The organism is Spiribacter sp. 2438 (assembly GCF_009676705.1).
Taxonomy (GTDB): domain Bacteria; phylum Pseudomonadota; class Gammaproteobacteria; order Nitrococcales; family Nitrococcaceae; genus Spiribacter.
Genome location: NZ_CP046046.1, coordinates 1717491 through 1730057, shown reverse-complemented (window position 1 = coordinate 1730057; position 12567 = coordinate 1717491). Strand labels below are relative to the sequence as shown.

At 67.8% G+C, this 12567-nt stretch carries 14 protein-coding genes; 9 read left to right on the top strand and 5 right to left on the bottom strand.

From position 1 onward, the window contains the following. Nucleotides 1–2: 2 nt before the first annotated feature. A complete protein-coding gene (locus tag GJ672_RS08665; RefSeq protein ID WP_195759494.1) occupies nt 3–584 on the bottom strand; it encodes a YajG family lipoprotein in 582 nt (193 codons plus the stop codon). A gap of 131 nt (nt 585–715) precedes the next feature. Here GJ672_RS08665 and GJ672_RS08660 point away from each other — a divergent pair, with 131 nt between their 5' ends. Beyond that, nucleotides 716–1618 (top strand): methylenetetrahydrofolate reductase, encoded by a 903-nt coding sequence (locus GJ672_RS08660; RefSeq protein ID WP_154296803.1) that lies wholly within the window; start codon nt 716–718, stop codon nt 1616–1618. After that, a complete protein-coding gene (locus GJ672_RS08655) occupies nt 1615–1848 on the top strand; it encodes a hypothetical protein (protein ID WP_154296802.1) in 234 nt (77 codons plus the stop codon). The genes GJ672_RS08660 and GJ672_RS08655 overlap by 4 nt, the downstream gene beginning before the upstream one ends. Here the strand turns inward: GJ672_RS08655 and GJ672_RS08650 are convergent. Continuing rightward, a complete protein-coding gene (locus tag GJ672_RS08650) occupies nt 1845–3260 on the bottom strand; it encodes an FAD-binding oxidoreductase (protein ID WP_154296801.1) in 1416 nt (471 codons plus the stop codon). The genes GJ672_RS08655 and GJ672_RS08650 overlap by 4 nt on opposite strands. A gap of 86 nt (nt 3261–3346) precedes the next feature. On the opposite strand from GJ672_RS08650, the gene GJ672_RS08645 reads away from it, so the two are divergent. The 7 genes from GJ672_RS08645 to GJ672_RS08615 all read left to right on the top strand — a co-directional run bounded on the left by GJ672_RS08645 (nt 3347) and on the right by GJ672_RS08615 (nt 9924). Continuing rightward, nucleotides 3347–3910, top strand: a complete 564-nt coding sequence (locus GJ672_RS08645) for a YfaZ family outer membrane protein (RefSeq protein ID WP_154296800.1) — start codon at nt 3347–3349, stop codon at nt 3908–3910. Next, complete coding sequence (locus tag GJ672_RS08640; RefSeq protein ID WP_154296799.1) at nt 3885–4997, top strand: polysaccharide deacetylase family protein; 1113 nt, start codon at nt 3885–3887, stop codon at nt 4995–4997. Before GJ672_RS08645 ends, GJ672_RS08640 begins: the two co-directional genes overlap by 26 nt. 2 nt (nt 4998–4999) lie before the next feature. Then, a complete protein-coding gene (locus GJ672_RS08635; protein ID WP_195759493.1) occupies nt 5000–5770 on the top strand; it encodes a metallophosphoesterase in 771 nt (256 codons plus the stop codon). A 75-nt stretch (nt 5771–5845) separates the two neighbouring features. Next, nucleotides 5846–6016 carry a rubredoxin gene (locus GJ672_RS08630; protein WP_154296797.1) on the top strand — a complete coding sequence of 57 codons (171 nt, stop codon included), beginning with the start codon at nt 5846–5848 and terminating at the stop codon, nt 6014–6016. Between the two features lies 1 nt (nt 6017). Then, a complete protein-coding gene (thiE, locus tag GJ672_RS08625; protein ID WP_154296796.1) occupies nt 6018–6674 on the top strand; it encodes a thiamine phosphate synthase in 657 nt (218 codons plus the stop codon). After that, a complete protein-coding gene (gene hemL / locus GJ672_RS08620) occupies nt 6671–7954 on the top strand; it encodes a glutamate-1-semialdehyde 2,1-aminomutase (RefSeq protein WP_154296795.1) in 1284 nt (427 codons plus the stop codon). The genes thiE and hemL overlap by 4 nt, the downstream gene beginning before the upstream one ends. After that, complete coding sequence (locus tag GJ672_RS08615; protein ID WP_154296794.1) at nt 7951–9924, top strand: VTT domain-containing protein; 1974 nt, start codon at nt 7951–7953, stop codon at nt 9922–9924. The genes hemL and GJ672_RS08615 overlap by 4 nt, the downstream gene beginning before the upstream one ends. Here GJ672_RS08615 and GJ672_RS08610 read toward each other — a convergent pair. The 3 genes from GJ672_RS08610 to GJ672_RS08600 are packed head-to-tail and all read right to left on the bottom strand — an operon-like array spanning nt 9921 to nt 12402. Next, nucleotides 9921–10544: a flavin prenyltransferase UbiX gene (locus GJ672_RS08610; protein WP_154296793.1), complete on the bottom strand. Its 624-nt coding sequence runs from the start codon at nt 10542–10544 to the stop codon at nt 9921–9923. The genes GJ672_RS08615 and GJ672_RS08610 overlap by 4 nt on opposite strands. After that, a complete protein-coding gene (gene mpl, locus GJ672_RS08605; protein WP_154296792.1) occupies nt 10541–11905 on the bottom strand; it encodes a UDP-N-acetylmuramate:L-alanyl-gamma-D-glutamyl-meso-diaminopimelate ligase in 1365 nt (454 codons plus the stop codon). The genes GJ672_RS08610 and mpl overlap by 4 nt, the downstream gene beginning before the upstream one ends. Further along, complete coding sequence (locus GJ672_RS08600; protein ID WP_154296791.1) at nt 11902–12402, bottom strand: hypothetical protein; 501 nt, start codon at nt 12400–12402, stop codon at nt 11902–11904. The genes mpl and GJ672_RS08600 overlap by 4 nt, the downstream gene beginning before the upstream one ends. Nucleotides 12403–12567: the final 165 nt, after the last annotated feature.

Genomic DNA, 12567 nt, shown 5'->3' with positions numbered 1-12567 from the left:
CGCTAGTTCCGCCCGGCGAGGAAGTTGGCCAGCTCCCGGTTCAGCAATTCCCCCAGTGCCCGGGTGATGGCTTCGTCAATCACCTCGGTGTTGGTGCCCTCCCGGGGCGGCAGCGCCCGCTGGTCAGTCAGCGTGGTTCGTGCTCGGGTGCGATAACGCTCGCCTCCCCGCCAGGCCGTGGCTTCGAGGCCGATACGGGTCTCCAGCTGGAATGGCACGCCGGCGGTCACCTGGTGGTCCAGCTCCTCGATGCGAATCCGCAGCCGGGGTTCACGGCCGCCGTCCCAGAGGGTGGGCTGAAAGTCGTAGCCGCGCAGGGCTTCCGCCGCCGCCAACTGGACGGCGTAGGCGATGTCCTTGTCCGACTGGATGCGGATGGTTTCGCCATCAATATTTTCCTGGCGACCCAGGTCGGTGTTGTCCCGGCCATCCACTACCTCGAAAGCGAGGCTCTGGCCGTTGCCGATCAAGGGTCCGGTGGACGGGGCGGCGGGGGACAGGCGCAGCTCCTGGGTGGACTGGGCGCAGCCGGCGAGCACCACCAGCGCTCCCAGCATCAGAGCGGCAGCGATAAAGCGTTTCATGACAGGGCCTCCTTGTTGGAAATCGGAGATTAACATCCTCCGGCCCCGGGATTGGGGGTGACTTGACGCTTTCACGGGGGGATCAGAAACTGGTGGATCGTTTGTCGCTTTGACTGAAACAGGAAACCATTGTGAAAACCATTCTCGAGGCTGTGCCCCCGGAGCTCCATCGCGGTGATGAAGCGATCGAGGCGGTGATGGACAAGGTGGCTCGGGTGCATGCCGAGTGGCCGCTGGACGGGGTCAATGTCCCCGAAATCCACGAGGAGCCGGCCCGCAGCAGCAAGGGCGAGCGCCGGCAGCCATTCGCCCCCCGGGTGGCGCCCCGGGATCTCGCCTGGATGATCCGGGAGCGGCTGGGCATCGAATGCATGATCAACCACGTGGTGGTGCATGAGCCCGCCGCGCGTCTGCTGGACTGGTGCCGGCAGACCTGGGAGGAGTACGGCATCCGGCAGTTCGTGCTGGTGGGCGGCGGCCGGGCTGGCGTTCGTTATCCCGGGCCATCGGTCACCGAGGCCAACCAGCGGGTGCGGGACGAGGCCGCGATTCCGGGGCTTCGGATCGGCAACATCTGCATTCCCTCGCGAACGGACGAAGCCGCCCGCATGGGTGACAAGGTAGCCGCCGGCGCGGATTTCTTTACCACCCAGATTCTCTACGAGGCGGATGACTTCACCGCGCTGCTGGATGAGCTGCATGAACAGAACGCGGCGCCGGCGGAGTTGTTGCTGGCTTTTTGCCCGATACGGCGGGCGCGCAACCTGCGCTTTCTGCTCTGGCTGGGTGTGAATGTGCCGGATGCCCTTGAAGCCTGGCTCACCGAGAACGAGGCCGAGGTGCCCGCCCGTTCCCTTCAGCAGATACGCAACACCTGGGATCGGATCACCGCGCATCAGCACCGCCAGGAGCGGCAGCGGCCCGCCCTGGGTGTTAATCTGGCCCCTATCGGAGCGATCCCCCCGGCAGTAACGGTGGGGTTGCTGGGGGATTTGGCGGAACGGGCCGACGCGCCCGGGGAGGCGAGGGCGTGACCAGCATGGTGGCCGCTCAGCGCAAGCTGGGCTGGATCTTTCTGGCGGTGGCGATCAACGTGGTCGTCATCGGGACCGGCGCTCTTTACATGACCGCCGGCACCCGCGGGGTAATGGCATTGCTGGATCCCGGCAATGCCTGGGTCTGGATCGCGATTCTGATCACCTTTGCGCCGGCGGTGGCAAGTTTCTACACCGCCTACCTGCTGCGCCGCCGCGGGGTGGACTAGCCGCCGCCAGGCGGCACCAGTTTGCCGGGGTTAAGGCGATTGTCCGGATCCAGCGCCTGCTTGAGGGCCCGCATCAAATCCTGCTCCACCGGATCCTTGAGCCGCCCCACCTCATCCGGTTTGAGCTGCCCCACCCCGTGTTCCGCGGCGAATGAGCCGCGGTAGGCTGCCACCCGGTCATTGACCACCCGGGTGAGAGCGCCCCACTGCGGCAGGAAGTCCTCGTCATTCATGGCCTCCGGGCGGGTGAGATTGAAGTGGACGTTGCCGTCCCCCAGATGCCCGAAGGCGCAGACCCGCACCCCGGGGCAGGCGGCCTCCACCGCGGTGCTGGCCTCCGTCAGAAAGGCGGGCATGGCCACCGTGGGCACCGAAATGTCGTTCTTGATGCTGGCGCCGGCGCCTTTTTGTGCCCCGGGTATGCTGTTGCGCAGCCGCCAGAAGTCCGCCGCCTCATCCGGCCCCCGGGCAATGCGATAATCGCTTCCGGCGCCGTGGCTGGCCGCCAGCGCCGCTTCCAGGCGACGGGGCAGCTGGGCATCGGCTGCGCTGCTGGTGAGCTCTACCAGCAGATACCAGGGGTGGGGCGCCGGTAGCGGATCATGGCAGTCGGTCGCGTAGCGGAGGGTGTATTCCAGGGGGCGCCGTCCCATCAGCTCGCAGCTGGTGACCGTGTCGCCGCTCTCGGTGCGCAGGTGTCCGAAAAGCGCCACGGCGGCCTCGGCCGTGGCCAGCCCGACGATGGCCGTCGCCCGCTCCCGAACCGGCGGGAACAGCTTCAGGGTGGCGGCGGTAATCAGGCCCAGGGTGCCTTCGGCGCCGATAAACAGATCCCGCAGGTCATAACCGCTATTGTCTTTTCGCAGGCTGCGCAGGCCGTCCCACACCCGACCATCGGCCAACACCACCTCCAGCCCCAGCGTCAGGTCCCGGGCATTGCCGTAGCGGAGCACATTCATGCCACCGGCGTTGGTGGCGAGGTTGCCGCCGATCTGGCACTCCGCCTCGGCGGCATAGCTCAGGGGAAACAACCGGTCCACCGAGGCGGCTGCCGCCTGTACGGCAGCCAGGGTGCAGCCCGCCTCCACGGTGATGCTGAAGTCATCCGCCTGAATGTCCCGGATCCGGTTGAGCCGCTCCAGAGACAGCACCACCGTGTCCGCTTCCCCCCGCCCGGCAGCGCCGCCACACAGGCCGGTGTTGCCGCCCTGGGGGACCACGGTCAGCCCCAGTTCGGCGCAGGCCGCCACCGCCCGAGCCGCGCCGGCGGTGTCCACGGGGCGCAATACCGCCACCACCGACCGGTCCGCAAAAAGGCCCCGCTGCTCCCGCAGATACGGCTGCATCGCCGGGCCGGGCGCGATCACCTCATCAGCGCCGAGGCGGTGGATTAGCGAGTCGAATACGCTCATACCCCGAATGGTCGCATATCTTTCAACCGGCGCCGTGCCCCGGTGTATGATCAGCGCTGGAATGGACAACCGTTTGGGGGATCATCATGCAATTTCGAACCACGCTGGCCGGGCTGGCGGTCATGGCGCTGGCGCTGCCGGCCGCCGCTGACACCCTCGACCTCAACCTGAGCAGCGATGCCTTCGGCGTCACCTACATTCGCGAGCTGCCGCCGGAGGGCCTGGAAGCGGGCGCCGGGCTGCTCTACCACGACGATGACGGCCATCTGCTCGAAGCCCAGATGCACCTGGTCGACCAGCCGGAGCCCGGTCGCGACGCCCTGTTGCTGGGCCTGGGGGGCAAACTGGTCTACGCCGATGACGATGTCCGCGATGCCACGGGCTTCTCGCTGGCCATCGGCGGCAAGCTCAACTGGACGCTGCCCCAGTACAACCGTGCCGCCGTCGGGGCCTCGCTGTATTTTGCGCCCTCGGTGACGTCCACCAGTGACATCGATGGTTACCAGAGCTATGCCGTGCAGGGTGAGTTCAAAGTGCTGGAAGACGCCCGGATCTACCTGGGCTACCGCCATGTCGAGCTGAGTTTTGATGGCGCCAGCGACCGCACCTTCGAGGACGGGGTTTATGGTGGCATTCGCCTCGACTTCTAGCTCCGGGGCCCGAGTGGCGGCGCGGGCGGCGCTGGTGGCGGCCGGTCTGACGGTTGCCGTTGGCACGGTGGCGGACACCCGTCCGCCGGATCCGCCGGCCAGTGACGCGGTGATGCTGATGTATCACCACGTGGGCGACGACGGCCACGTCAGCACCCGGGTGACGGAAGACCAGTTCCGGGCGCACCTGGAGTACATCGCCGACAACGACTACACCGTGGTCCCGCTGGGCGAGGTCATCGCGGCGGTGGAAGAGCAGGCGCCCCTCCCGGCCCGGGCGGTGGCCATCACCTTCGATGATGGCTACCGGAGCGTCGGTGAAATTGCCCATCCGCTGCTGCAGGAGCGGGGTTGGCCGTACACCGTGTTCGTGAACACGGAACCCCACGATGAAGGCTTCCAGGGTTACATGACCTGGGAGCGCATGCAGGCCATGGCCGATGACGGCGTGCGATTCGCCAATCATTCCACCAGCCACGATCCGCTGTTCGAGCGGCGCGAGGGTGAGGATCAGGCCGCCTGGTCCCAGCGCATCACGGAGGATCTGCAGGGCGCCCAGGCTCGTCTCGAGGCGATGCTGGGTGATGCGGTGTACTCGGATCCACCGCTGCTCGCCTACCCCTATGGCGAGTACGACACCGACCTGATGGCACTGGTGGACGCGCTGGGCTATGTGGCCTTCGGCCAGCAGTCCGGCGCCATTGGTCGTCACTCCAATCGGCTGGCACTGCCCCGCTTCGCCATTAACGAGCGCTATGGCGACCCGGCGTCATTCTCGCTGCGACTGGCGACCCGGGCTCTGCCGGTGGTCGCGCAGTCACCGCTCAACCCGATTCGGCTCGATGCCGAGCCGCCCCGGCTGGTCCTCACCATTGAGGGCGAGCAGCTGGCCACCCACGCCATGGGGTGTTTCTACCGGGGTGAAGTCCTCGAAGTGGACTGGCTGGAGCCCGGCGTGCGGTTCGCCGTGCAGGGTGAGGCGGCGCTGCCGGAGGGTCGCAGCCGCTACACCTGCACCATGCCCGATGGCGATGGGGGGTTTTACTGGTTCAGCCAGCAGTGGGTGGTCGGCCAGGGGGGCACCTGAGCGTGTCGGAGCCGGGGGGTGCGCCCCAGCGCTTGCTGCATCTGACAGATACTCATCTGTTCGCGGATCCCGACGCGCTGCTGGCGGACGTCAACGTCCATCGGCGCTTCCGGGCGGTGCTGGCCGCGCTGGCCGATCAGTCCGGGGCGGCGGCGTTGCTGCACAGCGGTGATCTGAGCCACGACGGCAGCGCGGTTGCCTACCAACGTCTCAAGGCCGCGCTGGATTCCCTGGGGCTGCCGGGGCGGGTGGTGCCCGGCAACCACGACCAGCGCGATGCCATGGACACCGCTTTTGCCAGCGGCCTCGTGACCGCATCCCGCAGCCTGCGGCTGGATCACTGGCGGGTGATCACCCTCGACAGCCACGTTCCGGACCAGGTGCACGGCTGGCTGGATGACGCCGAGTTGCGGGCTCTGGATGCCTGCCTGACGGACGATCTCGACGCCCATGTCCTGATCATGCTGCACCATCAGCCGGTGGCGGTGGGCACCCTGTGGCTGGATGCCATTGGCCTCAAGAATCCCGAGCCGCTGCTGGAGCGGATTGCCGCCAACCCGAAAATCCGCGGGGTGGTGTTCGGGCATGTGCACCATGAGGTCGGGCTTCACATCAACGGCTGCCCGTTTCTGGCCACGCCGGCCACCGCGGCGCAGTTCCGCGGGGGCGCCCTGACCTTCACGGTGGATCCGTCGGCGCCGGGCTATCGCTGGATTGACCTTCACCCGGACGGTCAACTGTCCACCGGCGTGACATTCGTCCGGGCGGATTGATCCCGCCGACTTCCCAGTGCGCGGCGCAGCCATTACCGTACGCGGTTCATGAACAGTAAACGGAGGCATGAGGCCATGGAGTACCGCTCCTGGATGTGTGTGGTTTGCGGCTGGATTTACGAAGAAGAAGATGGCCTGCCCGAGGACGGCATCGAGCCGGGCACTCGCTGGGAGGACATTCCCGATGACTTTGTCTGCCCGGAGTGTGGTGCTGGCAAGTCCGACTTCGAAATGATCGAGATTTAGCATGGCGGAGGCGGGCGCGGCGATTCGGGGTCTTTACGTGATCACCGATGGTGCCGGCGACAGCCCCGAGGCCCTGGCAGCAAAGGTGGAAGCGGCCCTGCGGGGCGGCGCCCGGGTTGTACAATACCGCGACAAATCCACGGATGCCGCACGACGGCAGGCCGAAGCCAGTGCCCTGGGGGATCGCTGCCGGGCCGCCGGCGCCTGCTTCATCGTCAACGATGACCCAGCGCTGGCCCGGGCGGTCGGGGCTGATGGCGTCCACGTCGGGCGCGACGACGCCGCCATTGCCGCTGCGCGGGAGCAGCTCGGGGCCTCGGCCATCGTCGGAGCCTCGTGCTACGCCGATCTGGAGCGGGCCCGGGCGGCGGCGGAGGCCGGGGCGAATTACCTGGCCTTTGGCAGTGTCTACCCCTCTGCCACCAAGCCCGACGCGGTGCGGGCGCCGCTAGCGCTCTTTGCGGAGGCCAGAACCTTTTTCGATGGCCCGCTGGTGGCCATCGGCGGAATCAATGCGGACAATATTGCGGCGGTCATGCGGGCGGGCGCCGATGCGGCAGCGGTGGTGGATGCGGTGTTCGGGGCACCGGATGTGGAAGGCGCCGCGGCGTCGCTGGTGTCCCGAATGGCAATGGGCCGACCCCAGGAGGCAACATGACAACTCGATCGGACACCCTTTTCGCCGAAGCCCGGGAGCATCTGGTGGGTGGCGTGAACTCTGCCGTGCGGGCCTTCCGCTCGGTGGGTGGCAGCCCGGTGTTCATGCGCCGTGGCGAAGGGGCCTGGCTCGAGGACGAAGACGGCAAGCACTACGTTGACTATGTGCTGTCCTATGGGCCGCTGGCCATCGGCCATGCCCACCCTGAAGTCGTTAAGGCGATCGCTGACACCGCCGCCCAGGGCACCAGTTTCGGCGCTCCCACGGTGCTGGAAACCGAGTTGGCGACATTGGTGAAAGGGCTGATGCCCGCCATCGAGCGCATCCGCATGGTCAACTCTGGCACCGAGGCGTGTCTGAGTGCGGTGCGGCTGGCCCGGGGCTTTACCGGGCGTGACCGGATCCTCAAATTCCGCGGCAATTACCACGGCCACGTGGATGCATTGCTGGTGGAGGCGGGCTCCGGGGTACTCACCCTGGGGATTCCCGGCTCCCCCGGCGTGCCGGCTGCGGTCACCGAGATGACGCTGACGGCACCCTACAATGATCTGGAGGCGGTGCAGGCCCTGTTCCAGGACTACGGCGACTCGATTGCCGCGGTGCTGGTTGAGCCAGTGTCCGGCAACATGAACTGTGTCCCCGCCAATCCGGAATTTCTGCAGGGCCTGCGTCGGCTTTGCGATGACAGTGGCGCGATGCTGGTGTTCGATGAGGTCATGAGCGGTTTCCGGGCCGCTCTGGGAGGGGCTCAGGCCCTTTACGGGGTCTATCCCGACCTCACCTGCCTGGGCAAGGTCATCGGCGGCGGCCTGCCGGTGGGCGCCCTCGGCGGCCGCGCCGACGTGATGGAGCATCTGGCGCCCACCGGGCCGGTCTATCAGGCCGGCACCCTGTCGGGGAATCCCCTGGCCATGGCCAGTGGCCTGGCGACGCTGCGCAACCTCTCCCGGCCGGATGTGCATGCCGGGGCCGAGGCCTGGACCCGGCGCCTGGTGGAGGGTTTCCGCGCCCGTGCCCAGGCCGCCGGGATTCCGCTGGCAACCCATCAGGCCGGCACCATGTTCGGTCTGTTCTTCACCGACGCGCCGGTGGTGGATCGCTTCGAGACGGTGGCCCAGTGCGATGCCGAGCGGTTTGTGCAGTTCTTCCACGGCATGCTCGAGGCGGGTGTCTATTTCGCGCCGTCCGCCTTTGAGGCCGGCTTTGTGTCCACCGCTCACGACGAAGCCGCCCTTCAGCACACCCTGGATGCCGCCGAGCAGGTCTTCTCCCGTCTGTGACCGGCGCGGAGGGCGGTCTCGGCCCCATCCTTGACTGGCTGGCGGAGAATCCCGCCTGGGCGGGGGCGGTGGTCGGCCTCATTGCCTTTCTGGAATCCCTGGCCCTGGTGGGCCTGGCGGTGCCCGGTGCGGCGCTGCTGTTCATGGCCGGTGCGGTGGTGGGGGGCGGCAATCTCGCCATCGCGCCGATTCTGGCCTGGGGCATTGCCGGCGCCATCCTCGGCGATAGCCTGAGCTACTGGCTGGGCCGCCGGTTCCGTCACCAATTCCCTACGCTACCCCTGATTCGCCGCTACCCCGGCGCCATTGTCCGGGCGCAGCAGCTGTTCCAGCGCCATGGTGGCAAAAGCGTGATTATCGGCCGCTTCGTGGGCCCGGTGAGGCCGGTGATCCCGGCGGTGGTGGGCATGCTGGGGATGCCGCCGGGCCGATTCCTGGCGGCCAATGTGTTCTCGGCACTGCTATGGGCGCCGGCCTATATCCTGCCGGGCATTCTGGTGGGGGCATCGGTGGTTCTGGCCCTGGAGGTCATGGGCCGGCTGGTGGCCTGGGTGCTGTTGCTGCTCGCAGCCGTGGTCGCGCTGCGCTGGTTGTTGCCGCGGGTCGACCGGCCACTGCGCCTCGCCGGAAACCGCCTGGCGCGGTGGTTGGGGCGGCACCCGCCGCCGGGCTGGAACTGGCTCGGCCTGCGGCCCCTGCATGAGCCCCTGCGTGCCCTGCGCCACCGGGAGGGTTGGCTCTGGTGGAGCGCGCTCATTGCCGTGGGGCTCACGGTCACCCTGGCGGTCACGGCACCCTCGCCCCATGGATGGGAAAAGGGCCTGCTGGCCCTCGGCGATGCCCAGCGGGATGCCTTGCTGCAGCAGGTGGCCTGGCGTATCACTCAGCTGGGTGGCTGGCTGCCGGTGAGCCTCGGAGCCATCGCCCTCGGGGCGGTGTTGTGGGCGGCGGGAGAGCCGCGGCGGGCCGCGCTGGCACTGCTGGCCGTGGCGCTGCCCATGGCAATCAGCTTTGCCCTCAAGGGCGCACTGGATACGCCACGACCCGGTGGGCTGACTGACACCGCGGCTTTCGGCCCGGCTTTTCCCAGCGCCCATAGCGCCGGCATCGCCGCGTTGGTGACCGCCTGGATGACCCTCCTGCCCGCCCGGGGCTGGCGGATACGAACGGCGGTCATGAGCGTTGCCGCGGCGGGGGTGGTGGCAGTAGCCCTGAGCCGGGTGGTGCTGGGTGTGCACTGGCCGCTGGATGTGATCGGCGGCGCCGGCCTCGGTGTCGTCTTTGGTGTGTTACCGGGTTTGACCGGCCCACCGCCACGGGTTTGGCCCCGGCAGGTACGGGCGGTCCTGGCGTCGGCGCTGGTGGTCATGATCAGTGCGGCGCTGACCGAGGTGTTGAGCTGGCCGGATCCCCTGCGCGCCTATCCGGATCGGTCGACGATTCCGGTGCTGGCCCTCGAGGACTGGCATCACCCTGAGGCGCCACCCGCCGTCCGTCGCCTCGGACTTGCCGGTAAGGAAGAGCCACTGGCGGCTCACTGGCTGGGGGGTGAGGCCGGCCCCGCCGGGTTCGATGAGCACTGGTATGCGCCACCCGGCTGGACCAGTCGTCATGGACTGGCCTGGCTGGGGCCGGATCCGGCGGTGGAACGATTGCCCGCTCTGCCCCGTTGGCATGCCGGGCGGCTTCCGGAGCAGGTGCTGATCCGCCCGGTGCCGGAGGAGGGCGCTCGTCTGGTGCTGCGCGCCTGGCGTGGCGCTGAATCCCCGGCCGGGCCCATCTGGCTGATTCAGATTGAGCACGTCCGCGTCAGGGCCGGAGTGCTGCTGCCGCGCCTGGAGCGCAATCCGCTCACCGGCGAGGCGCTGGATGACCGGCTGGAGGCCGCCGCGCAGCGGGCCGGTTATGCCCGCCGCGAGGCCGAGGTGCCCCGATTCGGTGAACCGGAATTGGTGGGTTCACCGCCTTAATCGGCGGTGTCGGTGGGCTCTCCCCAGGGCGGGATCATGGCCTGGTCAATACCCAGGCGGTCCAGCACCCGGGCAATAACAAAGTCCACCACGCCGGCCAGGTCGGTGGGGCGATGATAAAAGCCCGGGTTGGCCGGCAGCATGACGGCACCCATGCGGGTCAGGCGCAGCATGTTCTCCAGATGAATCTCCGACAGCGGCGTTTCCCGGGGCACCAGGATCAGCTGCCCGCGCTCCTTGAGTACCACATCGGCGGCTCGTTCGATCAGCGCTTCGCTGGTGCCGGCGGCGATGCGGCCCAGGGTGCCGGTGGTGCAGGGGCAGACCACCATCTGGCGCGGTGCCCCCGAACCGGAGGCCACCGGCGCGGTCCAGGCCTTGGAGCCGAAGACTCGCAACTGCTCCGGCCCGGCATTGAAGCGATCGGTCAGGGCCCGGGCCATGTCCGCCGGTCGCGCCGGCAGGGTGACGTCATGTTCCATGCTCAGGACCAGCCGCCCGGCCTCCGAGATCAGCAGGTACACGGGGCGTTGCGCCTTGATCAGGCATTCGAGCAACCGCAGGCCGTATAGGCCACCGGAGGCGCCGGTAATGGCCAGAGTAATGGGGGCGTGGGTCATGCCGGGAGTCCCTGTTCCAGACGGGTCAGAATGATTTGGTGAATATCACCGAAATCGCCATTGCTCATCACCAGCAGGGTATCGCCTGCCCGGCTGAATTTCACAACCGCTTCGGCCAGTTCATCAACGCGGTCAGCCAGGGTCAGCCGCGCTGCCAGGCTGGCAAGCGCTTCTTTGGGCTGCCATGGCAGGTCCGGCGCGGCCAGCATGAATACCTGGTCGGCGGCCTGCAGGGATTCTGCCAGCTGGCCGCCGTGGAGTCCGGCCCGCATGGTGTTGGAACGGGGCTCCAGCACCGCCAGAACCCGCCCCGCCGGGTAAGCGTCACGCACGGCGGCCAGGCTGGCCGCGATGGCGGTGGGGTGGTGGGCAAAGTCATCCAGGACCCGGATGTCGCGAACCTCGCCCCGCTGCTCCAGCCGTCGCCGCACGCCGCCGAACCGCCGCAGGGAGTCCAGTGCCTGTGCCAGCGGCACGCCGGCATGCCGCGCCGCCAACACCGCCGCCGCGGCATTGCGGGCATTGTGCTCACCCGGTAGCGACGACGGCAGTGGGTTTCCATTGAGCGCCCAGCCGGCCGGAGCGCCGGTTCCCGGCGTGGCCTGCAGCTGCCATTCCGCATGGTCCTCGCGGCCAAAGCCCGTGCAATCGCTCCAGCAACCGCGTTCCAGTACCCGCGCCAGCGCCGGGTCATCCCGGTTGACGATGAAGCTGCCATTGCCCGGTACGGTTCGAACAAAATAGTGGAATTGCTGCTCGATGGCCGCAAGATCGGGGAAAATGTCGCCATGATCGAACTCCAGGCCCGTCATTACGGCGGTTCGCGGGCCGAAATGGACGAACTTGGAGCGTTTGTCGAAAAACGCCGTGTCGTACTCGTCTGCCTCGATCACGAAAAACGGGTGGCTGCCCGGGCGTGCGGAGGTGCCGAAGTTCGTGGGTAGGCCGCCGATGAGAAACCCCGGATCCAGGCCCGCGTCCTCCAGCAGCCAGGCCACCAGGCTGGCGGTGGTGGTCTTGCCGTGGGTGCCGGCCACCGCAATCACCCACCGATCCCGCAGGACGTTTTCCGCCAGCCAGGCCGGGCCCGAGGTGTAGGGGATGCCGCGATCCAGCACCGCCTCCACGGCGGGGTGTCCCCGCGACAGGGCGTTGCCAATGATCACCCGGTCCGCCCGCAGCAGATCCGCGTTGGGCTTCGAGCCCTGTTGCACCGGGATGTCCGCCGCCGCCAGCACATCGCTCATGGGCGGGTAAAGCGCCTGGTCCTGCCCGGTGACGTGATGGCCGGCGCCGCGGGCCAACACCGCCAGACCGGCCATGAACGTGCCGCCGATGCCGAGGATGTGAATGTGGCTCATCCGCCGGTAACGAGCTGCACGAACGCGCTGGCGCCGAGGATGTAGCCGAGGCTGGTGGCCAGACTGATGGCGGTGCTCACCGACATGGCCTCCCGCAGGATGTGATTGACCACCGCCACGTTCCAGATGAGCAGGGCCAGATAGGCGAAGGCGCCGCCGGTGGTGACGTCGGTGGGCGGCCCAACCAGCACCAGCACCGGCACCGCCGCCATGGAAATGAAAGCATCGGTGCCGAACAGCGCGGTGGCCGACTGGATGAAGCGCGGCATGTGGCCGGTGAGCTGCAGGACCAGCGCCAGATAGGCGAGGCTGAAACCCAGCAGCAGCATGATGTGCAGCAGCGGCTCGGCGTCGGTGGCGTACTGCTGCATGACCACGGCGTTGATGACCGCGGTGGCGACAATGGCGGCCCCCATCAGGGTCGACGAGGCCGGCAGATCCTGCGGGCCCGCCCGGAGAAGGGCGATGGAAACGATTTGCTGCAAAAAGCGGTTCACAAAGACTTCCCTTGAACTTCACTGCCCCCATGGGCTGTCATTCATGCTACCTGTTCCGCCAAGGAACGTCGCGACCGGGGCGGCGGAAGCTCTGTCTGCAGCCCGGGCAGACGGTGCTGGATATTGCTGGAGGCCGAATCCCCCGGCAATTGATAGACTTTCGGC